The sequence below is a fragment of the Enterococcus sp. LJL90 genome, from assembly GCF_056924355.1.
This window is the reverse complement of record NZ_JBXPBQ010000004.1, coordinates 313,073-335,194: the sequence shown is the minus strand read 5'-3', so window position 1 is coordinate 335,194 and position 22,122 is coordinate 313,073. Positions and strand designations below refer to the sequence as shown.

The window sequence follows — 22,122 nt, the reverse complement described above, 5'->3', positions numbered from 1 at the left end:
ATAGCTTCTATACGCTGTTAAATCAAGCATGCTGGGCCCCCTGCGCGACTATTGATTACATTATATAATCAATACTAACCTAAACACCCTAGAAACATTGTTGTAGCAAGGTTTACAGGCGTTTTTTGAAGATTGATTATTTCACTGTTTTTAGTCGTTTCTTTTTTGTTATTTATATGGTAAAATACATACAAATTTACATTTCATTGGACACAACTATGCTTGCAGGCGGTTGTGTCTTTTTTTAGTAGACATTTCCATAATCCCAACTTAAAATCACTTCATCATCAATGTGTTTTACTTCTATCCCAGCATCCATTAATTCATCTTCAAAATCAGCATCAAAACCAATTTCAGATAATGTCAGATGTTTCTTTGTATCTAATGCCGCTTGTAAAATTTGACCTCTTACTTTTCGTTGGTACCCTTTTTTCATGTTTGTTTGGATTAATTCATTCGTTAACATCATTTAGTAAAACTCCCTTCTTCTAATACAATTTGGTTGTACATTTTAAGCCATTCTCTATAAGCTTTTAGCATCTTTACCCTCCGTGTCTTCAATGTCATAGGCAGACCATAAAATACTTGCTAAAGCAGCTAATAGGGCAAGAATCACTCCAATAATCTGTAGTTTGAGCATTTGGCCTAGTGATAATCCAGATAAAATTAAAATCATGAATAAAGCTATTTGTCGTTTTTCCATGTAGCCGGATTCCTCCTTTGGTATAATTTCCTTATCAGCAAGTGGTCTGCTGAAATAACTGATAAAGAGGTGAAACTATATGCCTAAAACTGATAAAGAACTAGCTGTTGATATTGTCAAAGCTTGCATTGAAGCTAATTCCGTTAAACTGGAAATTGCTTCTAATAATGTTAAGCACCAAACTGCACCTATGTCTCTTGAATCAATTAACACCGTTATTAAATCGGTTTATAAAACTCTTCAAGGTTTACCGGAGGAACAATAGCTAAATTCAACTGTATTAAATACGTTTCGTTTAGAACTTCTAGGTCGGCTAGGAGTTCTTTTGCTTTTTCGAAACTGTCAACTTCTTTGGTAATATGAATTGGTGATTTTGGTTCGTTCATGTTGTGCCTCCTTATGTTGATTTATGCCATAGCCCTAGCCCGCCATGAAACTTCATGCTGGTACAAACTAGCGCTATCATGTTCCTGTTTGGCTTCAATCGCTTGTTTAAGCAAAAACTCGTGTTTCTTGCCACGTTTCCCACACGGCTTCACGTTAGAAGCCTCTAAAATCCTGCTTACTGTGCCAATGGAACAATCCCATTTTTCAGCAAGTTCAGCTTTTGTAAATAGGGTTTGTTTTGACTTAGCGAAGAAAGTTTCTTCAACCGCCTTTAGCTGTTGATCGTTGTTCGCTTCAATCATTGCTCTAAGGCTGAAAAGTAGCATTTTCTCATGTTCCGTTACTTCGATTGTCGGCATGGCTACACCTCCTAAGTTGGTTGCCTGTTTTTAAATTTTAGAACAATTTTTTCTTTCTTATTTTTCAAATGTACGAAATTTTCGTATTCGTTTCCTAAAAAAATATCATCATACTTTACATCAAATGCCTCTATATATTTTTTTAAGAGACTATCTTTTATATTTGAAGAATCTCTTTCCATGTTTTGAATCGTTCGTGAAGTAACTCCAAATAAATCAGCTATTTCCTCTTGGGTCAAATTATAACTGATACGTAATTCCTTTAAGGTCTTCATGCTACCACCTCCCGTCTATACAATAACTATAATACGATTTTTTCGTACTGTCAACAACATAATTCGATTTTTTCGTATTTTTATATTTACAAGTTATCGTTTTTTTCGTATAATACGAAATATACAGGAGGTGTTAAAATGGATAATTTAGAAAGGAATAAAATAATAGCGGCTAACATCAAGAGTTTTTTACACGATAGAAATACAACACAGAAAGCTTTAGCTTTAGCAATTGGAATATCACCTTCTACTATGAGTGATTACATGAATTTACGTTCAAATCCCTCTCATGGAGTCATACAAAAAATTGCAGATTATTTTAATGTTGGTAAAAGCGATATCGATACAACTTATAAAGAAATTGATGATATAACATTCATCTATAATCAATTAGAACCACCTCGGCAAGCGAAAGTCTACTCTTTTGCTGAAGCTCAACTAAAACAGCAAAATAACAAAGTCGTTCCTTTATATGGAACAACAGCGGCCAACCCGACAGAACTTGCTTATGGCGACATAGATTTAGATACAACAGTTGAAACTAGCGTTCCGGATAAAGCTGATTGCGCATTGGTGGTCAAAGGTAACTCGATGGAGCCTGAGTATCAAGACGGTGATATCGTCTTTTATAAAGCACAGCCGACTGTTGAAAATGGTGAAATGGCTATCGTTGAGATTGAGGGAACTGGCGTGACATTGAAAAAGGTGTATATGAACTATGACGATAACATGGTTATCTTACGTTCGCTAAATGGTGACTACGACGATAGAGAGTTAGAACCTGAAAAGGTTCGTATTCTTGGTAAAGTCGTGAAATAAAAATACCCCAACCGAAGTTGCACCTTCGGTTAGGGTTACTCATCTCTGAGATTGAGTAAATTAATTATATCAGAGAAATGGGGAATGAAAATGAAAAAAGTACTTTTTTTGTTGGGTATATTACTAATGTTTACAGGTTGTTCCAATAATATATCGCCTGAAGACGTATCGAAAATTTCTTTGGGAATGTCTCCTGAAAAAGTAAAGACCATACTTGGCGAACCAACTAAAGCGACAACCGATAGAAAAGAATTAACTACAGAGTATTTTACCATAGCAACACTGTATGCTGTAGACATAGAATTTGATGAGAATGAAGAGGATAAGTATAGAGGATATGATGAATATTCAGAAGTCCATCAAGCTTTGGACAACAAGGAGAATGTAGAACTATTCGAGTATAAAACAAACGAAGAATCGCGCAACATCTATATTTATTTCGTTAACGATGAAGTGTCTTTCTTTTTTGATTATAATCTCTCGAATGAATAAAAAACACGCCCCACGTGCGACAGTAGGAGCGTGCAATGTAAACAAATGGATAGACTCATTTACATTTCTATTGTATCAAAGGAGTGAATACAATGGCAAACATAAAAAAGTACACAAAAAAAGACGGTTCATCCGCCTACCAGTTTAACGCCTATTTAGGCGTTGACCCGTTGACGGGAAAGTCTAAACGCACTACCCGCAGAGGGTTTAAAACTCAAAAGGAAGCCAAATTGGCGCTGGCACAGTTACAATTGGAAGTTGAAGCAAAAGGGTTTCAAACTCAGACTTTCGCTACTTTTCAAGAACTATACGATTTCTGGTTTCTCCAGTATTCAAACACAGTCAAAAAAAGTACAGCAAACAGAGTAATGTATCTTTTTAAGAATCAAATTTTACCAACTATGGGAGATTGGCGGTTAAATAAAATTTCAATTCAAGCTTGCCAATCGGCCATGAATGATTGGGCTAGTAAATTCCCAGCGACATACAGATCGATGAAATCTTATTCGCAAAGATTATTGAATTACGCCATAGAGATACAACTAATCCAATTTAATCCTATGGAAAAAGTTATATTGCCTAAAATAAAGCGTAAAAGCAAATTAGATAATAAAGGGTACTTAGACAAAGATGAACTGATAAAATTCTTAGAAGAAGTTCAGCAAAATGAGGAATTTTCTGTTTACGCCATATTTCGGATGTTGGCTTTTACTGGGATGAGAAAAGGCGAGCTTTTCGCACTAACGTGGAGTGATTTAGATTTCAAGGAACAGACCATTTCAATATCTAAAACAGCTAGTTACTTAGAGCGTTCTAAAATCTTGACTGACACTAAAACAGAAGGTTCAGAAAGAATAATATCAATTGACGAGGTTACTTTATCTATATTGAAAAAATGGAAATTAGAACAAAAGAAATTACTATTATCTAGAGGGCTAAGAATTGAGTCTGATTTAAATCAGCTAGTATTCAGTAATGATAAAAACGAATTATATTATAATGCATTCCTCAACGGTATATTAAGACGTTACAATGCATACAATATAACTCCACACAGTTTCAGGCATACCCATGCAAGTTTACTATTCGAATCTGGAGCAACTATTAAACAGGTACAAGACCGTCTAGGTCATACTGAGGTCACAACCACATTAAACATCTATACGCATGTCACAAAAACCGCAGAAAAGAATACAGCCATTAATTTCTTGAAATTCATGGAATCTTAAATTTGGTATTCAACGTGGTATTCACTACCTCCAAAAACCTTCTGAAAGCCCATTAAATCAATATATATAAGAAAACTAAATTGTTTAACAATCACAATTGCAATCACACCGCCTAACGCTGCCATCCACAAGGGCAAGCTAACCGGCAGATTTAAAGCTAATAAAATCCCCGTAATGACCGCCGTCAAATCTCTGATAGAATTACTGCGTTTTAAAATTTTACGACTGAGATATTCGCTAATCACACAGGCAGCAACAGTCACAGCGACAAGTAATAATGCCCGTGGCCCAAAAATAATTCCGCTGGCAATAATAGCTGGTACGAGAGCAATCACGACATCCCGCATAATTTTCGGGGTCGAACTGCCATTATGAATATGGGGTGATGCTGACACTTGCAACTGACTCATTTGACCGCCTCCCTTTGCACTAATTTTCCTTGACGCATGTATTGGACTAATTTGCGATTGGAAGGACATACAAACGAACAGCAACCGCACTCCATACAATTTGCAACCTGTAATTTTTCCAAATCAGGAGCGTCCTTGAGCTTGACAGCCCGTTCAATTTGCATTGGTAAAAGAGAAAGTGGACAAGCTTGCCCGCAACGTCCGCAGCGAATACATGGGTATTCCTCTGGCAGTGCAGCGGATTTTTCTTTGAAAGCTAACAAGGCGTTATTTTGCTTGGTAATTGGCAACTCCAAGGAATATTGAGCAATTCCCATCATTGGTCCGCCGAGAATTACTTTGCCTTCTGCTTCTAACATACCTCCGCAGTCTTCGATGATATCGGCAAGCTTCATTCCAATAGGCACTAACACATTTTGTTGCTTTTTAATATTATCACCGGCAATCGTCAAACGCTTGCTAGTTAATGGCTGACTGGTTTCTAAATAATGTTGAAACTGAGAAATCGTGGAAACATTTAAAACGAGACAGCCGGCATGAGAAGGCAGCTTGCCCATCGGTACTTTGCGGCCAGTCGTTGCGTAGATTAGCATTTTTTCAGCCCCTTGGGGATAGCGGCTTGGTAAAGCCATCACCGAAATATTTTTGGCTCCTGTTAAATCAATTGCCGCCTGCAACTCCTCAAGGGCCTGCGGTTTATTTTTTTCAATACCGATAATTGCTTGGTGAATTTCAAGAAATTTCAATACCGTTTTAATGCCGCGAATAATTTGCTTTGGTTCCTCCACCATCTCCCGAAAATCTGAAGTAATAAATGGCTCACACTCGGCTCCATTAATCACTAAAAAATCAATTTGCTGCTCTTTAGGAATTGTTAATTTGGCATGAAGAGGAAAACCAGCCCCGCCAATACCAACTATGCCGCTGTTACGGGACGCAGTGAGTAGCTCAGTTAAGTTTGTGATTTTTTGTGGTTGTTCAGGAGTAAAAAGAGTATTTTCGCCATCGTTTTCGATGTAAATGGCGTCACAGGTCTGACCGTTGGCTAATAAAATCGGTTTAATTTGTTTAACTTTTCCCGAAATAGATGCATGAATTGGTGCCGAAATCATTGCCGAACTTTGGGCGATGACTTGTCCGATTGCTACGATATCTTTTTTCTTGACGATTGCTTCACAAGTCGCACCAATATGCTGCTGTAACGGAAGAATGATCATCTCCGGTGCCGCAATTTTACGAGTTGAAAACTCGGCAGTTTCTTTATGGTGGGGAACCGCTGCCCCGCCCTTAAAAATCTTCAGAGTATTTAATATACTAACCATCTTAAAACCCCTTTCAAACATTTTTTAAAAGAGTAAACGCTTTTATTTTATTATATCCTTATGATTTCTGATTTAGTAGTAAAATTTAAAATTAATTTCACAAATTTTGCAGTACATTTGTTACTTTTTAGCAAAAAAAAATCCTGACTCCATTAAGGAGTCAGGATAAAAATGTTTATTTTTCGATTGAAGTAACGATACCTGAACCAACTGTCCGGCCGCCTTCACGAATTGAGAAGGTCGTTCCGTTTTCAACAGCGATTGGGTGAATTAATTCAACATCAATTGTAACGTTATCGCCTGGCATAACCATTTCAGTGCCTTCAGGTAAAATAATGTTACCTGTTACGTCAGTTGTCCGGAAGTAGAATTGTGGACGGTAGTTGTTAAAGAATGGAGTATGACGTCCGCCTTCTTCTTTGGTCAATACGTAAATTTCTGCAGAAAATTTCGTATGCGGTGTAATTGAACCTGGTTTTGCAATAACTTGACCACGTTGAATTTCATCCCGTTGAATACCACGGAGTAAGATCCCAACGTTATCACCGGCTTCACCGTAATCCAAAGTTTTACGGAACATTTCCACACCAGTTACAACTGCTTTTTTAGTTTCAGGAGCAATCCCTACGATTTCAATTTCGTCACCAGTTTTAACCACACCACGGTCGATACGACCTGAAGCAACTGTACCACGACCAGTGATTGAGAAAACATCTTCGACTGGTAATAATAAAGGCTTGTCAGTGTCACGTTCTGGAGTTGGAATGTAATCATCCACAATATCCATTAAGTCATAGATAATTTTTTCGTAATCGGCATCGCCTTCAAGAGCTTTCAAAGCAGAGCCTTTCACAACTGGAATATCGTCGCCTGGGAAACCATATTCAGTTAATAATTCACGAACTTCCATTTCAACCAAGTCAATCAATTCTTCGTCATCTACTAAATCGATTTTGTTTAAGAAAACGATTAAGTACTTAACGCCAACTTGACGAGAAAGCAAAATGTGTTCACGAGTTTGTGGCATTGGGCCATCTGTTGCGGATACCACTAAGATAGCTCCATCCATTTGGGCTGCCCCAGTAATCATATTTTTAACGTAGTCCGCGTGTCCTGGTGCATCAATATGCGCGTAGTGACGTTTGTCAGTTTCGTACTCAACGTGGGCAGTGTTAATAGTAATTCCACGTTCACGTTCTTCAGGAGCGGCATCAATACTTGCGTAATCTTGTGCGCTGGCTAAACCTTTTTTAGCTAAAGCGTTAGTGATGGCTGCTGTTAAAGTTGTTTTACCGTGGTCAACGTGTCCAATTGTACCAATGTTAACGTGTGGTTTACTTCTATCATAATGTTCTTTTGCCATGATCTAAAATACCTCCTATAAATTGATTCCTTCAAGAATCAGGGTTGGCTTCTCTCCGTAAAATGAAGCTTATGATGTTATTATAGGTCAAAACTAGTCAGAGTCAATTAAAACGACTTTTCAGCAGAAGCTGCCGGCGATTTTGTTTCTTTTACAACCTCAAAGCTACATTAGAAGATTACAGTCCATAGTTTAGCACAAAGCCGCTAATCTACAAACTAAAGACCTTCGTCATAAGAGAATCTAAACAATTTAGTTATTTTCATCTAACAAAATTGTTAGCCAAAAATAGGCTGAGAAGATGGCATTTCGATAGGCTTTGTTTATAATAGTCTACGAGGTGAAGAATGTGAAAAAAATAATTGGCTTTATCGCTATTTTGGCAGTCTTTATTGGCGGCAGCTATTTTGCTTATAATTACTACTACGGCGGCGATACTTATTATACGAAAATTGTGACAGATGGTGAAAGATCAACAGAGACCAGCGACAGCGGCGAAACGTTTACCTTTTATGATTATGATCAAGCGGCTTACGACCAAGATGGTGCTGAAAAAGATGTGACCCTTCATGAAAGCCGGGAAAATCCGTTAAGAAAAGATGCCTACCTGAAATTATTAGTCAATGAACGCAAAGGCGTTATCAGCTGGGAAGAAGTCAGCCAAGATGATGTGCCGGATCAAGCTTTGACACAATTGAATTAGACAAAAAAGCACGCCTTCAAAAAACTGAGAAGGCGTGTTTTCATTATCCTAAAATACCGACTGCACTTAAAACAATCGAAAGTAATAAAATAATCCAGATAACTCTTGTGGAGTTCAATTTCTTTTGCCCCAACATCCAGTAAGTCAGTAAAACCAATAGCACTGGAACTAAAGAAGGCATAATAGCATCTAAAGTATCTTGAATAACTAACTCAACACCGTTATGGGTATAGACAAATGGTACATTGGCTTTAACGACAGAAGGGATTAATGCGCCGATCACAACAACCCCTAAAACGGTTGCGGCATTGGTGAAAGCAGAAAGCTTATCTTTTAAGGTAGTTACCAGTTTAACCCCTTGCTTATAACCAAGCGGCAAAAGGTAAGAGCGCCCCACCATCAAAGCAATATTGGCAATAATCCAAATAATACAACCAACAGTCGAGCCGTTTTGAGCTAAGGTACCGGCCACTGAACCAAACACTGTCCCCCAGATAACGTGAAACAACGAATCTCCAACCCCAGCTAATGAGCCCATCAAGGCCGTCTTTAGAGCGATGATGGTTTCTTTTGCTTTAAAACCATCTTGTTCTTCAATCGCTAAATCAATTCCCAAAATAAGATTTCCAAAATTGGCATTCGTGTTGAAAAATTGGTTATGTGTATGCATCATATCCTTCAACTGGTCAGGGTTATCACCGTAAAATTTATTTAAAGCTGGCAACATAGCATATAGGTAGCCTGAGCTCATCATCCGCTCATAATTCCAGTTCAGTTGGCTACCTAGAATATAGCGCCAGCTGATGGCAGTCAATTCTTGTTTTGTTAATTTTTTACTACTCATCTCCATCAAAGCCTCCTTCAAAGGTTGTGTTGCTATCTGCTTGAGCTGCTACAACAGTATTAGCTTTATCACTGTCTCGTTTGAAGATTAATAATGCACAAACAAGACCGACAATGGTAACCCCCAGCATTGGTACTTGCAGATAAGCTGCAAAGAAAAATCCCAACATTAGAAATGGAATAAACTGTTTTGTTGGCAAGTAGCGTAAGAGAATCCCGACCCCGACAACTGGTAGAACCCCGCCAGCAGTTTTCAGTCCGGTCATCAACCATTCAGGAATATTATTTGTTAAAGCAGTGACAGCTGCATCCCCGACTAACAACATGATTAGAATTGGTACCGCACGGGTTAAGCCCCAAAGAATTGATCCGGAAAGTACCAGTTTGGGGATTTTTTTAATTTTCATAGCATCAATTGCTTTATCAATTTTGTGGAGTAAAAAAACATTACAAAAACGAGCAACTACATCCAATTGCAGCATCAGTAATGAAACAGGAACTGCTAAACCAATCCCATACTCCGCTCCTTCACCCGAGATAATCGCAAAGGCTGTCCCCAGTACAGCTCCGGTAAAATAATCAGGAACGGAAGCACCACCAAATGCTGCAATTCCCAGGCGCATCAATTGAAGAGTTCCCCCTACCATTAAACCAGTTGTCAGATCTCCCATAATCAAACCAGAAATCATACCGGCAATGGCTGGTTGTGTTAGCGTGTTGGAAATCAATGAGTCATTAATTGCAATAAATGCATAAACTGTAATTAAAATAATTTGATAAATTTCTAAATGCATTTTTAGTTCCTCCTAGCCCTTCATTTTCTCAATAAAATTAACAATTGGATCATTTGGCACAAGCTGAGCTGTAATATTAGTACCCTTTTCATGAAGTTGGATAAATACCATTTCTTCTTCTGGCATTACTTGAATACTTTTGGTTACTTCCCGTGCACCCTCTTTATAACTCATATTCCCGACATTTAGATTTGGCAAAGGACCACCAAACTCTAAAAAGCGTAGAGCATCACTTGGATTTTTAAATAAAAGAAACAGCCGTTGTTTGCCATACTTGCCACCAGCAATATTTTTTGCAGCTTCTTCAACGGGCAAAACGGATAAACGCATCGAAGTAGGCGCTGCCATTCTTAGCGATGACTTTTGAAGCGAATCACTGGCAGCTTCATCATTTGCAACAATAATTCGTTGCGTATCCAAGCTGGTCGACCAAATTCCAGCAACTTGCCCATGAATTAAACGCTCATCAATGCGGGCGTTAACAATATTGGCTGAACCAGCGTATTCTTGATATTGCCTCAGATCAATTTTAGTTGCAGTTGCTGCCTGACCTTCAGTTTCAGACAACTTATTTTTAACATCAATAGTGCTACTCCGTGCAATTTCAACTAAATCTTGGGAACTTGCTTCTGGATTCATGACTGCCTCAATTGCTAGGGGCAAAGACAAACCAGCAATGATATCAACATCAGGTGACTCTGAGAATAATTTCACTGCAACATTTGCCGGGGTACCTCCTAATAAATCAGCAATGATTAAAGTTTGTCCGTTAAGGGCTTTCATTTTATCCAATAAATCATGTTCAAACTGGCGATTATCTCCATCAGGCTTTAAAGAAACGACTGTCAGGTGACTTTGTTTACCGATAATCATTTCTAAACTATTTCTGACACCGGCTGCCATTTCCCCGTGGCTGACTAACAAAATGTTTTTCATCGGATTACCTCCTTGTAAAAATTGACCAAGCTAAACAAATTCAACTTAGTATGTTATCTCTCTTGACATAATATATCATGTTTCTGGTTTCTTGTAAACCTAATATTTTAATATATTAAGTTTGTAAGCGAAATTTTTCTTCTTGAAGAGATTATTTTGCTTTCTTACTACAATTGAGAAAAATATGTTAACATGTTATGATGGAGAAAATTAGTAGAAAGGGTCGTTTTGATGATTCCTAAATATGAAAAAATAAAAATTGAATTGCTTGAGGAAATTAAAAATCATAAATTTATTCCTGGAGATAAGTTTTATTCAGAAGCAGATTTAAAAAAGAAATTTTCGGTCAGCTCAATCACGGCTGTGAAAGCCCTAAATGAATTGACCAATGCGGGTTACCTCTATCGCATACAAGGTAAAGGGACCTTCGTTTCAAAAGCAAGAGTCTCAAAAACCGTTAAATTTTCCGATATCGAGCTTCATGCACTGGACACTGAAAAAGTTAAAGTTTTATCAGTTCTCAAAAAAAATGAACCAGAAATATTAGTCAAGTTAGGCCTCCTTCCTCAAGAGAATTATTTTGAGATTAAACGTCTGCGTTACTCTGATGAAACCCCCTTTTTATTTCATCTTTCTTACTTACCGGAAAAATTAGTTAAAGAGCCTTTGCCAAAAGACTTGAATGCTTTTTCAAGTATCTATGAAAAAATCCGTAAAGACTTTGGTATCGATTTATTCTCTGTTTCCTCTGTGGAAACAGATGAGATCACTTTTCCTGAAGATAACGAAATTTTGAGCAGCCTACATTTGAGTTTCAGAGAACCTGCTGTAAAACAGGTAAAAACCTCTTTCTTACCTGATAAAAGTGTTGCAGAATACGTAATTAGTTACAAGCACTGGAAATATTTTAAAACAAAAATAGAAGTAGCAGCTGATTAGCTGCTACTTCTATTTTTATAGATACACCGGTTGGTCACTAAAGTTTAATTTTTCAATTTTTACTCCCTCAGTTTCAAAAATAACAATGTCATTTTTTCCTTGATGCAAGAATTCTTTTGGACAGTAAAGATAACCAGTTGGTCCGATATTCCAATAGCGACCAAGATTGATTCCATTCACAATGATGACACCTTTTCCGTATAGAGAACAATCGATAAAAGTAGCCTCGGGAGCAGCTAATTGGATCTCAAAATGATAAAAGGAAGGCTGCTTCTCATCAACATCAGCTGAGTAATCAATTTTCGCAATTTGCGCAGCTGAAAAATCCAGCGCATACTGACTGAAGCCTTGATGAAAATGAATATCATGCATTAGGCCACCGCGAATGCCTTTACTTTGGCTTGGGGCATTTAGTTTAAAGCCGTAATTCACCCGTCCTAAATTTTCCACTAAAATATCCACTTGGGTCAATTCGTTTAGAGGATTATCCTGATAAGTTATTTCCTGTCCGTTAGTTTCTTGATATTGCGTCGTATGGTGTTTTCCGTTAATAAATATCTGCGAACGATCACTGGTTTCAACTAATTGCAGTCGATTCTCCTTAAGATAATTTTTCAAATCAGCACTATACAATAAATATCCATAACCACTGCCAGCACTTTCAAACGTGAGCGGATAAGCGGTCTCAATTTTTTCAGCAATCTTGTCAACAGTCTGAAACAAGGAAACACTCTCTTTCACTGAATAGCTGCCTAAATTCACTAGAGTTTTATGACGAGGCTGTCCTTGCCAAACATCTGGGCAAACTTCTTTGATTGCTCGCTGAACTGCAAAATATTTTTCAGTCGGTGCCCCCCATTCTGTCAGCAACGCATCGTAGTCATAACTGGTGACCTGTGGCAGATCTTTTTCAACCCTAGCGGAACACCCGTTATAAAACCCGAAGTTTGTTCCACCGTGAAACATATACAAATTAATTGAACCAATCTCTAGCATATCCTTCACTTCAGCAGCTAAATCCTCAGCATCCCGCCGAATAATAGCTTCACCCCAACGATTAAACCAGCCATCCCAAAATTCCATACACATCAAAGGCCATTTTTTATGGTGATGCTCCATAAATTTACGAATTTTAGCGCCATTTTCTTTCGAGTGACTGCCAAAATTACCAGTGACGAAAACATCTTCTTCAATCAAACTACCAGCGTCCAAAACCTCCTGCCAGTCCCCATCCGCTGTGAACAGAGGCACGGTAACGCCACCGTCTTCCATAATTTTTTTCGTTTGCTTCAAGTATTCTTTTTCCATACCATAGGAGCCATACTCATTTTCAAGCTGCATCATAATGACAGGGCCACCTTCAGTAATCTGCAAAGGTAGCAATTTAGGTAGTAGAACTGCAAAAAAATTTTTGACTTTTTCCATAAATATTGCATCGGTTGAACGCAATCGGATATTAGGATAATTTAAGAGCCAAGCTGGTAAACCACCAAAATCCCACTCTGCACATATATAAGCTGAAGGCCGCAAAATAACTAACAAATCCATTTTTTGAGCCAGTCTAACGAAAGCTACAATATCCTTAATACCAGAAAAATCAAAGTTGCCTTCCGTTGGTTCATGAAGATTCCAAGGAATATAAGTTTCAACTGTATTTGCTCCTAAAGCCTTCAAATTATATAGACTATCTTCCCATTGAGCTGGTGTCATACGAAAATAATGGATTGCCCCACTAATAATTTTTAGTGGCTGTCCATCTAATAGGAAGTCTTGTTTTATTTCAAATGTCGCCATAATCTTCTCCTCATTAACTATATTTTTTACCAATAAGGCTGCCACTCTTTGTTTGACAAGCGCATCAAGGATTCAAAATAGAAATAGTCTCCCCATAGGTTAGGCTCATCAATTCCCTTGCCTTGATGATATGCGTAAACCCCATGCAATAGAATTCCCTCATTTTCGGGAAAATTTTCAGCTGTATAATGTTCACCTAGCTGATAAACCATCCCCTTAGCTATGGCCAAAGCATCAGAGTAGGCGTTTAGCTTTTCTGCTTCTAGCAAACCAACAGCGGCAATTGCCAAGGCGGAACTATCTTTTTCAGCCGGCAGTTGATCAGTAAAATCAAAGTCCCAATAAGGAATTAAATCAGCTGGCAGATTTTCCAAAAAAGCATCAACAATTTTAGAATAAATTTGTGGGAATGGCTGCGATTCTCTGAAATTTTCATTCAATGGTATTCCTAAAACACCCCAGCTTTGGCCCCGCGCCCAAATCGAATCATCTTGATTGCCTTGATGGGTAGCACCATAAGTTGGCTGACCTGTTTTTGGATCAAAATAATAAGTGTGATAAGTCGTACCATCGGGCTTAATAACGGTGTTCAACAGTGTCTGATAATGTTTTTCAGCAATTTCTGCATATTGAGAATTTCCTGAAATCTGACTAGCTTCAAAAAGCAACGGTAAATTAATCAGTGAGTCAATAATCAGTCGATATTCATCAGCTTCGCCGTATCTACCCCAAGCTTGAATAAAATTACCCTTTGGCTGAAAACGCTGCGCCAAAACATCAGCCGCTTCTAAGAAAATCTTTTTTGCCCGTGGATCTCCGGTAATTTTGTAGTCTGCTCCCGCTGATAAACTATATAGGAAACCAATGTCATGATGATCTAAAACAAAATGATCTGCCAATCGTTGCTGAAAGCTGATTAGATTTTGTTTGGCTAGTAGATAAAATTTTTTATCAGTGGTCAGCTGATAACTTAACCACAACATGCCAGTCCAAAACCCGTTCGTCCAATCGTCATTCTCTTTTATTCGATAAATACCATTCGTTGCAGATGCCGAGGGAAACTTTTCCTTAAAACGAAGCATATTTTTTTCGGTTTGCGTCACACAATAGGCCAATTTGTCTTCTAGCCAAGCTGCTTCGACATTTTTGCCAAGAGCGATTAATTTTTCCTTGTTTGTTTCCAGCATATCGCCAGCCCCTTAATCTGTTAATATATTAACTTAGATAAGTATAACGAAAAATTGTGCAACAAGCAAGAAAGAAAAAACTTCATTTGTCAGACTATGACAAATAGCGGACAAATTTGTAAAATCCTGAATAAAAAATTTATTTTGCTTACTAGGATGGCCGTCCTTTGTGGACTTCCGCTAATCACAAAATTAATTTATCTTCCAGAAAGAAAATCCGTTCGCTTTGTCAATTTATTCCAATCATTGTTGTTTTTCGATAATTATTACAAACGATTAATAACCTCATCCACATTTTTAATCATGACAGAAACCGTTCCGTCTGGATTATTCATAAATTCAATGAAATCTGGATTGCGGTAAACATCCACTGGCACAATCAATTCAATTCCATTGGAGAGTTTGAATTTTTGTTTGCCAAAGCGCTTTTCGGAAATTTCCTGAATCTCTTTGACCGGCTGTAATTCTTCAACAAAGCCAGCCTCTTTAACCTCTTCTTTGAAGGCCATTTGGGCGGAGATATTATCCTTGAAAACTTTTTGGGCGATTTTTTCGGCTTCAACAAAGCCGGTTTCCTCGATGCTGTCATACATCGCCTCTTTAACATCGGCTAAGATTTCAAATTCATCTTCATCAAATTTTTTACCGATTTGCTTGGCAACTTTTTTTATGACTTTGGTATTTTCCTCAAGGGAAGGCGCTGGTTGCGTTTCAATCACAGATTCAGAAAAATAGGCTTTTTTCTCGCCGGAAAAGGTGTAGCGTTTTTCAATCAGCTCAAAACTTAAATTGCTGACGTTGACAATCAGCGCTTCATCCGCCTTTTGAGTTTTAGAACCCAAAATGCCGCGATTTAAAATCAATTTATTCTCAATCGCCCCAGTCTCGCTATCGACATAATGGGTATAAGCTTCGTGATAGTTGGCCTTTAAGAAAGCCAAATAAAGCTGAGTGTCTTCTTCATAGAGCACGACAAAAATATCGGCACTGGGGCCATCTTCACTCTGTCCATAAAAGCCAAACCAGCGCTCCGTCAATTTTTCGCTGACACTGATAAAATCCTCAGAGACAGTTTGCAATAATTCTGCAACTGAACTGTCTTCTGCTAAAATCCCAGTTTTGGTCTGGGCAGAAGAAACCTTAGTAATTTTTTTCGTTAAAAAATCCCGAATATATTCGGTGGTCAAGTCTAATTCAACTTGAGAAAACACGGGTAAATTACTTTCTCTATCGATTAAATGCATAATTGCTTTTTTTAAATAAATATCCAAAATGAACGACCTTCTTTTCTGTTTTTTACCTAAGAGCTAGTGTACCGAAAAAAGGCTCAATTGTCAGCAAAATTTGTGCAAGAACCAAAAATATCCGTTAAAATAGACTGAGATGGAGGTGTCCAATGCAAGCCAATTATTTAGAAAAATTACCTGAGGCAGTTGCCATTGCCTTAAACCATGACTTTGTTTTTGTTATCAGCGAAAATTTAGTCCAACATTATCCGGCCCGCCAATGGACCGACCAAGAAATTTTGAGCGATTTAAAAAGGCGCTTTGGTGTGGAAGGTCATTTTGTCCAAAAGGAAAATTACCGGATTGTGGAATTGCCGGGAGTCAAGACTGTCAAAATTATTGTTCCCTAACAAGTAAACACCTCAGAAATTACAACGCTGTTACGTGTCTTCAATCAACTAGAATCTTAATCTAACTGTTGAAATCATGTCAGCTGGCTTGTAAAATTTCCGAGGTGTTTTTTTATTTGCTGTATTCTCGATAGTAAAAAACAGCCAGCTGCGTGCGATCCCGCAAGTCCAATTTATCCAATAGACGGCTGATATAATTGCGAACGGTCCCTTCACTGAGAAATAAGGCAGCGGCTATTTCTTTATTATTCAGTCCGTTGGCCACTTGAATTAAAATTGTTTCCTCCTGTTCAGATAAAGAAAAATCAGGATTAGCCGCTGCCGGTTTTAAAATACTCGGCAGCTTTTCGACAATCTGACTGCCAAAGACAACCTGCTGATTGACCACCGCTAAAATTGCCGGCACAATTGCCGACAAATCTTGTTTAATTAAATAGCCCTTGACACCAATTTCTAAAGCTTTTTGTATATATTCCTCATCAGAAAAAGTCGTCAATAATAAAATTTTTGCCTGCTGATTGGCAGTCAAAATATTTTCAGCAGCTTGAATCCCACTGCCTTCTGCCATCCGAATATCCAATAAAAGGACATCTGGTTGCCATTTTTGATAAAGCGCCTCCGCCTCTTGTCCAGAATGGCCGCTGGCAACCACCTGAATCTTGCCCTCAGCCTCAACTATCGTTTTTAAAGAAGTAGTGACTAGATAATCATCGTCAACGACCACAATTTGTATCATTCAACTTCCTCCTCATCTTCTTTGGGTTTATCCAGCTTCGGCAAGATAACCTGTAACGAAAATCCTTTTTCACTGGCGTGAGTATGCAGTTGCCCGGCAAAATCTTCCAAGCGTTTTTGAATACTCAAAAATCCAATGCCCTGTGACTGACTCGTTTTCTGTAAGCTTCCATTATCTTGAATCGTGCATTTGTAAAACGCTGGCAGCTGACTAAACTCAATCGTCACTGTGTCAGCGTTGCTATGCTTCATAACATTCGCTAGAGCTTCTTTAATAATCATTAGCAAAGGCTGAGCATACTCTTGCGGAAAATCGCGATAATTACCGCTAACTTTCACCTCAGCTCCATAAAAATCCTGCAGGAGTAACTGCAAACCGTCAGCTAATGTGACAGAAATTTGATAGGTATTATGTACGCTGTTGCGAATGCTAGACATGCCCTGATTGACTGTGTCGTTCAATAATGACAAGGGCTCTTGTAAATTTTTTTGTTGATTTAAAGTCTGAATAGCTCCCAATTGCAGAAGCGCACTGGATAATAGATGCCCGACATTGTCATGGATGTCTCTAGCAATACGGTTGCGCTCTTTAGTGATTTCCAATTCAATCAATTGTTCTTGGGTGGCCAGCAGCTGGCTATTTTTTTCTGTTAAGATATGCTGTTGCTCCCAACTATCATCTTTTAACCGCAAATAATTTTGCTGAATGTTGGTTTGCAACAGGCGGCGCCAAGTCAAATAGCTACTGGCTACCATCAATAATAAAACTAAAATTTTCAATTGACTGGACAAGTCGGCCAACAAAACTGTCCCGGTCATCAGGACAAGACTGATTTGTTGCCAATTTTTTTGCGGCGTGACGGTTAGATAAAAACCGGTCACCGTTGGTAAAAAAACGATTAATAGCGGATAAAATAATCCCACTGCCAGAAAAAAAGTAACGAGAATTTCTTTTAGAAAGTTCACAGGCTTTAAATAAATCAGTCCACAAAGAATCAGGGTTGCTAATAAGCACAGAACAATGATTCCTGCGGCAACTTGTCCGACTAATAGAAAGACTGCAAAGAGCAGAAAAAAACTATTTTCCCAAATATTTTGATAGGGTAACTGCTTCATAGGGCTCCTTAATGTGACAATTGTCACCTGCTGTTTGGCCTGCAGACACTAGGTTAGCATGATTTTATTTATTATAGTCATAGTAACAAGAAAAAGAAAAGAGGTAGCTGAATGATTATTGAAGTTGAGAATCTCGTGAAACGGTATGGCTCTTTGATGGCTTTAAACCATTTTAACTTGAAGGTCAAAAAAGGAGAACGCCTTGGCCTATTAGGGCCAAACGGCAGTGGTAAAAGTACGGCCATCAACTGCATGCTTTCGCTTTTAAGCTACGACAAGGGTTCGATAAAATTATTTGGCGAAGAGATGGCCCCTGATAAATATGATTTAAAACGGCGTATTGGCGTGGTTCCCCAAGAAGTCGCTGTCTTTTTAGAGCTGACCGCCGAGCAAAATATCGATTACTACTGCGGACTCTATATTGCTGATAAAGCAACTCGTAAACGGCATGTAGCTGAAGTCATCGAGTTAGTCGGCTTAGAGGAATTTCGTAATTTTGTTCCCGCTAAGCTTAGCGGCGGTTTGAAGCGCCGCTTAAATATTGCCTGTGGCATTGTGCATAAACCAGAATTAATTTTTTTAGATGAACCGACTGTCGCTGTCGACCCGCAAAGCCGCAATAAAATTCTCGAAAGCATTCGGATTTTAAATGAGCAAGGTGCGACCATCGTCTACACGACTCATTATATGGAGGAAGTCGAGAGTCTCTGCAATCATATTGTGATTCTTGATCAAGGGGAAGTTATTGCTGAAGGTAGCAAAGAAGAGCTGAAGCAAATGATTCGCACCACGGAAAAATTAGTGATTGAGCTACCTTTTTTCAGCGATTCCTTGAAAAAATATTTAGCTGCCCAACCCGATATTATCGAAACAGAATACGACCAGATTTTTCTGACGTTACACACCACTCATTTAAAGAAAACTTTATTGGAACTGCTGAGTTTTTTCAGCACTCAGCAGCTTGATTTTGGCAGTATTCATACCCAAGAAGTTACTTTAAACGATGTCTTTTTAGAAATTACCGGCAAAGCCTTGCGGGATTAAAGGGGGGATTGGATGTTTCAGCACTTATATCGCTTTCGTTTAAAAATTTTACTGCAACGACGTGACCTACTGTTTTGGACTCTGATGTTTCCGTTGATTCTCGGTTGGTTTTTCCAAGCGGCCTTTGGCAATATTGACAATGCTGAAGTCGTAACTGCTAGTGATGTCGCTTTTGTCGGTCAAGTTACTCCTGAAGAAAGCCCATTTGCAAAAGCCCTCAGCAGCATCGACAATCAAGGGACGGCATTGTTCAAGCCGGTTTCCATGAGCGAAAAAGCTGCACAACAAGCGTTAGAAGAAGGCGAAGTCAGCGGGATTTATTATTTTTCTGATCAGGATATTTCTCTGCAAATTAATTCCGATCAAACGCCACAAAAATTGCTGCAAGCTTTTTTAGATCAATTTTTGCAGCAACAAAATTTGCTGGCACAAATTACTGCAACTGGTCAAACAGTTTCTGATGAACAGTTGGCTAAGTTTTTGGAGCCGACAAATTATTTGCAACCAGATAGAGAACTTTCGGCCAACGATCAAAAAAGTTTTTACTTTTTCACTTTGATTGGCATGGCCTGCATGTTTGGCTTTCTCTGGGGCTTGAAAAATAGCGTGGATGAGCAGGCCGATAAATCAGCTAGCGGCATTCGCTTTTCGCTGATTCCTGCCAATAAGCTTTTGGTCAATACCGCCAACACTTGTGCTGCCTTTACCATATTTTTTGTAGAAATTCTTTTGGTCATTGGCTTTTTCAATCTGGTCTATCAAGTCAACTTTGGTTCCCGTTGGCAATGGATTTTAGTGGTTGCCGCTCTCGGTTCATACAATGCGCTCGTTTTAGGGGCCTTTCTTGCTAATCGTTTGAAGATTCCCCTCCTTCAACAAGAAAATGTCGGCTTAGCCTTCACAATGCTTATGAGCTTATTTGCCGGTATGTTCGGTTCTTATCCACGGGATTTAATTGCCGAATATCTGCCGTTTTTAAACTATTTAAATCCTGTTAATCTAATCAGCGAAAGTTTTTATCAGCTCCTTTACTATCAATCGTTGGATTCCTTTTATGTGAATCTCTTTTGTCTCATCGCTTTGGCAGCCCTGCTCTCCCTCAGCGAATTTCTCTTTAAAAGGCGGGCACAGTATGAGTATCTTTAAAGCCATGCTCTATATCATCAAAAAAAATCGCTGGAGTCTGCTGCTGATTGTTTTAATCAATGTGGTAATCTCCGGTTTTAATGCAAGAAATTTTACGGACAACCCTACCCTGGATTTAACCAATTCAAAAATTACCATCTATAACCACGATCAAGGAGACATCGGCCAAAGCTTATCAGATTATCTGGCGAGCCAGAGCACGCTAGTTACTTTGGCGGATAATCAAAAAGCCCGTGATGACGCGTTATATTTTGGAAAAACAGATTACATTTTAACGATTCCAGTTAACTTTAGTGAAAATTTTCTGCTGGGAAATACGAATGCAACACTAGCAGTCCAAACGCAACCAGGTAGTTTTGGAACAAGCTTTTTAGAAACGCGAGTCAATCAATATCTCAATACTTTGCAGACTTTAAATGAAGTACAGCCAGAGGAGACACTCCCTGTTTTATTAAGACAAACAGCTGAGAATCTGAAAATTACCGGAACACTGGTCAGCGATTCGACTTATGCTGAGAACAACTGGCGCCAAACAGCTGCCAATATCTATAATCTTTTGGCTTATGGACTTTTTGCCACAATCTTTTCCGGGATTGCTACGATTTATTTAAGTTTTAACCGCCCAGAAATCCGTGAACGGAATCGGTTGGCTCCGCTCTCCGCTAAAAATTTTAATGGACAGTTGGGAAAAGGCCTCTTGCTCTTTAGCTTGATTACCCTGTTGGTCTTTTTAACTTATAATTTTGTGATTACTGGTATGGTATTTTCCTTCACTACCTTGCTTTTTTGTCTAAGCAGCGGCCTGTTCTTTTTGACAGCAGTCGCCTTCTCACAATTAATTGCTCAGCTTTCTAAAAGAGACATGGTGATTACCATCGTCAACAACATCTATATTCTGGGCAGCTGTTTTATTAGCGGTGTCTTAGTTCCAGTGGAATACTTGCCGGGCTTTGTTAAAAATATTGCGATGTTCACCCCGACCTACTGGTTTGTTGATTTAAACAGTCAGATTGCCGAAACCAGTCAGTATGATTCTAGTTTTTATCAAGGTGCTGCCGTCAATGCCCTAATTTTAACCACTTTTGCAATTGCCTTTGTCGTCATCAGCCGTGTGTTGCAAAAGGAAAAAAATCAGCAGCTTTGGTCCACTCTAAAGAATAAAGTCGCCTGATTCTACCATTTTTCAAAAATGAAAAATTCACGTTAGATTTTGGCGAAAAGTTGTCATTACAAATTTTTTTCAAATTATTTTTAAGCAACTAACTTATTTTAAGTTTCATTTAAGCTACTTGTTTTATTCTTTTGACATAGGTAATCCCAACCTAATCCAATTATCTTTTTTCATTTTCCTTTGAGGCTAGCACCCATCCTATCGCTAGCCTCTTTAATATCTCTTTCGTAACAATTATTTTCTAAGACGGATTCTTAACATTTTATTAAAACGCTTTTTTCTTCATAAATTACGGGCAAATTCATGTAGAGTTAACAAAAGTCATGTTATAATGTATTTAAGAAATGAAGGACTAGTGAACATTCACTGGAAGATAGAAAGTAGGGAAAGTTATGGAAATTATTTTTAGTGTCTTAAGTTTAGTTGTATTAAGCGGCCTGTCACTTTTCGGACTTGTGCTGTATACCAATCAAGAAAGTCAACGTCAAAAAGTACCTGTTAGAATTAAAAAAGATGACCGTTAAAACGAAAAATAAATAAAAATCTGCAAATGCGGCTTGACTCGTATTTGCAGATTTTTTTGCGTTTTTCCCTAATCTTCTCAAACTTTTTTATTAAGTTTGTTCTCACGGCTTGCCTAGCCCTGTCAGCTTTGATACACTTAAAAACGGTATTTTAAAATAAGTATGTTGTCTGAAAAAAATGGCACGATTCATCTA

The 22,122-nt window shown here is 38.4% G+C and carries 26 protein-coding genes; 10 read left to right on the top strand and 16 right to left on the bottom strand.

The window, feature by feature from the left end:
* Positions 1-244: 244 nt before the first annotated feature.
* The 5 genes from AC1Z3S_RS11760 to AC1Z3S_RS11740 form a co-directional block, all read right to left on the bottom strand.
* Positions 245-469: a hypothetical protein gene (locus AC1Z3S_RS11760; protein WP_461740521.1), complete on the bottom strand. Its 225-nt coding sequence runs from the start codon at positions 467-469 to the stop codon at positions 245-247.
* A gap of 54 nt (positions 470-523) precedes the next feature.
* Complete coding sequence (locus AC1Z3S_RS11755) at positions 524-703, bottom strand: hypothetical protein (RefSeq protein WP_461740520.1); 180 nt, start codon at positions 701-703, stop codon at positions 524-526.
* Between the two features lie 218 nt (positions 704-921).
* Positions 922-1,089, bottom strand: a complete 168-nt coding sequence (locus AC1Z3S_RS11750; RefSeq protein ID WP_461738474.1) for a hypothetical protein — start codon at positions 1,087-1,089, stop codon at positions 922-924.
* 21 nt (positions 1,090-1,110) lie between these two features.
* The gene (locus tag AC1Z3S_RS11745; RefSeq protein WP_461740519.1) at positions 1,111-1,449 is read right to left on the bottom strand and encodes a MarR family transcriptional regulator; all 339 of its coding nucleotides are present in this window, start codon (positions 1,447-1,449) and stop codon (positions 1,111-1,113) included.
* An 11-nt stretch (positions 1,450-1,460) separates the two neighbouring features.
* Entirely contained in the window at positions 1,461-1,724 is a 264-nt protein-coding gene (locus AC1Z3S_RS11740; RefSeq protein WP_461740518.1) for a helix-turn-helix transcriptional regulator, read from the bottom strand.
* Between the two features lie 138 nt (positions 1,725-1,862).
* Between AC1Z3S_RS11740 and AC1Z3S_RS11735 the strand changes: the two genes are divergently transcribed.
* The 3 genes from AC1Z3S_RS11735 to AC1Z3S_RS11725 all read left to right on the top strand — a co-directional run bounded on the left by AC1Z3S_RS11735 (position 1,863) and on the right by AC1Z3S_RS11725 (position 4,264).
* Positions 1,863-2,543, top strand: coding sequence for a LexA family protein (locus AC1Z3S_RS11735; protein WP_461740517.1), 681 nt, complete (start codon positions 1,863-1,865; stop codon positions 2,541-2,543).
* Positions 2,544-2,633: 90 nt separating this feature from the next.
* The gene (locus tag AC1Z3S_RS11730; protein ID WP_461740516.1) at positions 2,634-3,035 is read left to right on the top strand and encodes a lipoprotein; all 402 of its coding nucleotides are present in this window, start codon (positions 2,634-2,636) and stop codon (positions 3,033-3,035) included.
* A 92-nt stretch (positions 3,036-3,127) separates the two neighbouring features.
* Positions 3,128-4,264: a site-specific integrase gene (locus AC1Z3S_RS11725; protein ID WP_461740515.1), complete on the top strand. Its 1,137-nt coding sequence runs from the start codon at positions 3,128-3,130 to the stop codon at positions 4,262-4,264.
* Here AC1Z3S_RS11725 and AC1Z3S_RS11720 read toward each other — a convergent pair.
* From AC1Z3S_RS11720 to tuf, 3 genes are all read right to left on the bottom strand, one after another.
* Complete coding sequence (locus AC1Z3S_RS11720) at positions 4,261-4,674, bottom strand: RnfABCDGE type electron transport complex subunit D (protein WP_461740514.1); 414 nt, start codon at positions 4,672-4,674, stop codon at positions 4,261-4,263. The genes AC1Z3S_RS11725 and AC1Z3S_RS11720 overlap by 4 nt on opposite strands.
* Positions 4,671-5,996: an electron transport complex subunit RsxC gene (gene rsxC / locus AC1Z3S_RS11715; RefSeq protein WP_461740513.1), complete on the bottom strand. Its 1,326-nt coding sequence runs from the start codon at positions 5,994-5,996 to the stop codon at positions 4,671-4,673. Before rsxC ends, AC1Z3S_RS11720 begins: the two co-directional genes overlap by 4 nt.
* A 175-nt stretch (positions 5,997-6,171) precedes the next feature.
* Complete coding sequence (gene tuf / locus AC1Z3S_RS11710; RefSeq protein WP_461738465.1) at positions 6,172-7,359, bottom strand: elongation factor Tu; 1,188 nt, start codon at positions 7,357-7,359, stop codon at positions 6,172-6,174.
* A gap of 349 nt (positions 7,360-7,708) precedes the next feature.
* Between tuf and AC1Z3S_RS11705 the strand changes: the two genes are divergently transcribed.
* The gene (locus tag AC1Z3S_RS11705; protein ID WP_461740512.1) at positions 7,709-8,062 is read left to right on the top strand and encodes a YxeA family protein; all 354 of its coding nucleotides are present in this window, start codon (positions 7,709-7,711) and stop codon (positions 8,060-8,062) included.
* Positions 8,063-8,105: 43 nt separating this feature from the next.
* Here AC1Z3S_RS11705 and AC1Z3S_RS11700 read toward each other — a convergent pair whose 3' ends face one another.
* The 3 genes from AC1Z3S_RS11700 to AC1Z3S_RS11690 are packed head-to-tail and all read right to left on the bottom strand — an operon-like array spanning position 8,106 to position 10,635.
* Positions 8,106-8,906 (bottom strand): PTS system mannose/fructose/sorbose family transporter subunit IID, encoded by an 801-nt coding sequence (locus AC1Z3S_RS11700; protein WP_461740511.1) that lies wholly within the window; start codon positions 8,904-8,906, stop codon positions 8,106-8,108.
* Positions 8,899-9,699 carry a PTS mannose/fructose/sorbose/N-acetylgalactosamine transporter subunit IIC gene (locus AC1Z3S_RS11695; protein ID WP_461740510.1) on the bottom strand — a complete coding sequence of 267 codons (801 nt, stop codon included), beginning with the start codon at positions 9,697-9,699 and terminating at the stop codon, positions 8,899-8,901. Before AC1Z3S_RS11695 ends, AC1Z3S_RS11700 begins: the two co-directional genes overlap by 8 nt.
* A 12-nt stretch (positions 9,700-9,711) precedes the next feature.
* Complete coding sequence (locus tag AC1Z3S_RS11690; RefSeq protein ID WP_461740509.1) at positions 9,712-10,635, bottom strand: PTS sugar transporter subunit IIAB; 924 nt, start codon at positions 10,633-10,635, stop codon at positions 9,712-9,714.
* 231 nt (positions 10,636-10,866) lie between these two features.
* On the opposite strand from AC1Z3S_RS11690, the gene AC1Z3S_RS11685 reads away from it, so the two are divergent.
* Positions 10,867-11,574: a GntR family transcriptional regulator gene (locus AC1Z3S_RS11685; protein WP_461740508.1), complete on the top strand. Its 708-nt coding sequence runs from the start codon at positions 10,867-10,869 to the stop codon at positions 11,572-11,574.
* A gap of 15 nt (positions 11,575-11,589) precedes the next feature.
* Here AC1Z3S_RS11685 and AC1Z3S_RS11680 read toward each other — a convergent pair whose 3' ends face one another.
* From AC1Z3S_RS11680 to AC1Z3S_RS11670, 3 genes are all read right to left on the bottom strand, one after another.
* Entirely contained in the window at positions 11,590-13,368 is a 1,779-nt protein-coding gene (locus AC1Z3S_RS11680; protein WP_461740507.1) for a glycoside hydrolase family 35 protein, read from the bottom strand.
* 26 nt (positions 13,369-13,394) lie between these two features.
* A complete protein-coding gene (locus AC1Z3S_RS11675; RefSeq protein WP_461740506.1) occupies positions 13,395-14,555 on the bottom strand; it encodes a glycoside hydrolase family 88 protein in 1,161 nt (386 codons plus the stop codon).
* Between the two features lie 266 nt (positions 14,556-14,821).
* On the bottom strand, positions 14,822-15,826 hold the full coding sequence (locus AC1Z3S_RS11670; protein ID WP_461740505.1) for a nucleoid-associated protein: 1,005 nt from the start codon (positions 15,824-15,826) through the stop codon (positions 14,822-14,824).
* 125 nt (positions 15,827-15,951) lie between these two features.
* On the opposite strand from AC1Z3S_RS11670, the gene AC1Z3S_RS11665 reads away from it, so the two are divergent.
* Positions 15,952-16,191 (top strand): hypothetical protein, encoded by a 240-nt coding sequence (locus tag AC1Z3S_RS11665; RefSeq protein ID WP_461740504.1) that lies wholly within the window; start codon positions 15,952-15,954, stop codon positions 16,189-16,191.
* 112 nt (positions 16,192-16,303) lie between these two features.
* Here AC1Z3S_RS11665 and AC1Z3S_RS11660 read toward each other — a convergent pair whose 3' ends face one another.
* Both AC1Z3S_RS11660 and AC1Z3S_RS11655 read right to left on the bottom strand, forming a co-directional pair.
* Positions 16,304-16,927, bottom strand: coding sequence for a response regulator (locus tag AC1Z3S_RS11660; protein ID WP_461740503.1), 624 nt, complete (start codon positions 16,925-16,927; stop codon positions 16,304-16,306).
* A complete protein-coding gene (locus tag AC1Z3S_RS11655) occupies positions 16,924-18,042 on the bottom strand; it encodes a sensor histidine kinase (RefSeq protein WP_461740502.1) in 1,119 nt (372 codons plus the stop codon). The genes AC1Z3S_RS11660 and AC1Z3S_RS11655 overlap by 4 nt, the downstream gene beginning before the upstream one ends.
* A 111-nt stretch (positions 18,043-18,153) precedes the next feature.
* On the opposite strand from AC1Z3S_RS11655, the gene AC1Z3S_RS11650 reads away from it, so the two are divergent.
* From AC1Z3S_RS11650 to AC1Z3S_RS11635, 4 genes are all read left to right on the top strand, one after another.
* Positions 18,154-19,086, top strand: a complete 933-nt coding sequence (locus tag AC1Z3S_RS11650) for an ABC transporter ATP-binding protein (RefSeq protein WP_461740501.1) — start codon at positions 18,154-18,156, stop codon at positions 19,084-19,086.
* A gap of 12 nt (positions 19,087-19,098) precedes the next feature.
* Positions 19,099-20,232 (top strand): ABC transporter permease, encoded by a 1,134-nt coding sequence (locus tag AC1Z3S_RS11645; RefSeq protein WP_461740500.1) that lies wholly within the window; start codon positions 19,099-19,101, stop codon positions 20,230-20,232.
* Positions 20,219-21,403 carry an ABC transporter permease gene (locus AC1Z3S_RS11640; RefSeq protein ID WP_461740499.1) on the top strand — a complete coding sequence of 395 codons (1,185 nt, stop codon included), beginning with the start codon at positions 20,219-20,221 and terminating at the stop codon, positions 21,401-21,403. The genes AC1Z3S_RS11645 and AC1Z3S_RS11640 overlap by 14 nt, the downstream gene beginning before the upstream one ends.
* A 392-nt stretch (positions 21,404-21,795) precedes the next feature.
* Entirely contained in the window at positions 21,796-21,927 is a 132-nt protein-coding gene (locus AC1Z3S_RS11635; protein WP_461738455.1) for a hypothetical protein, read from the top strand.
* Positions 21,928-22,122: the final 195 nt, after the last annotated feature.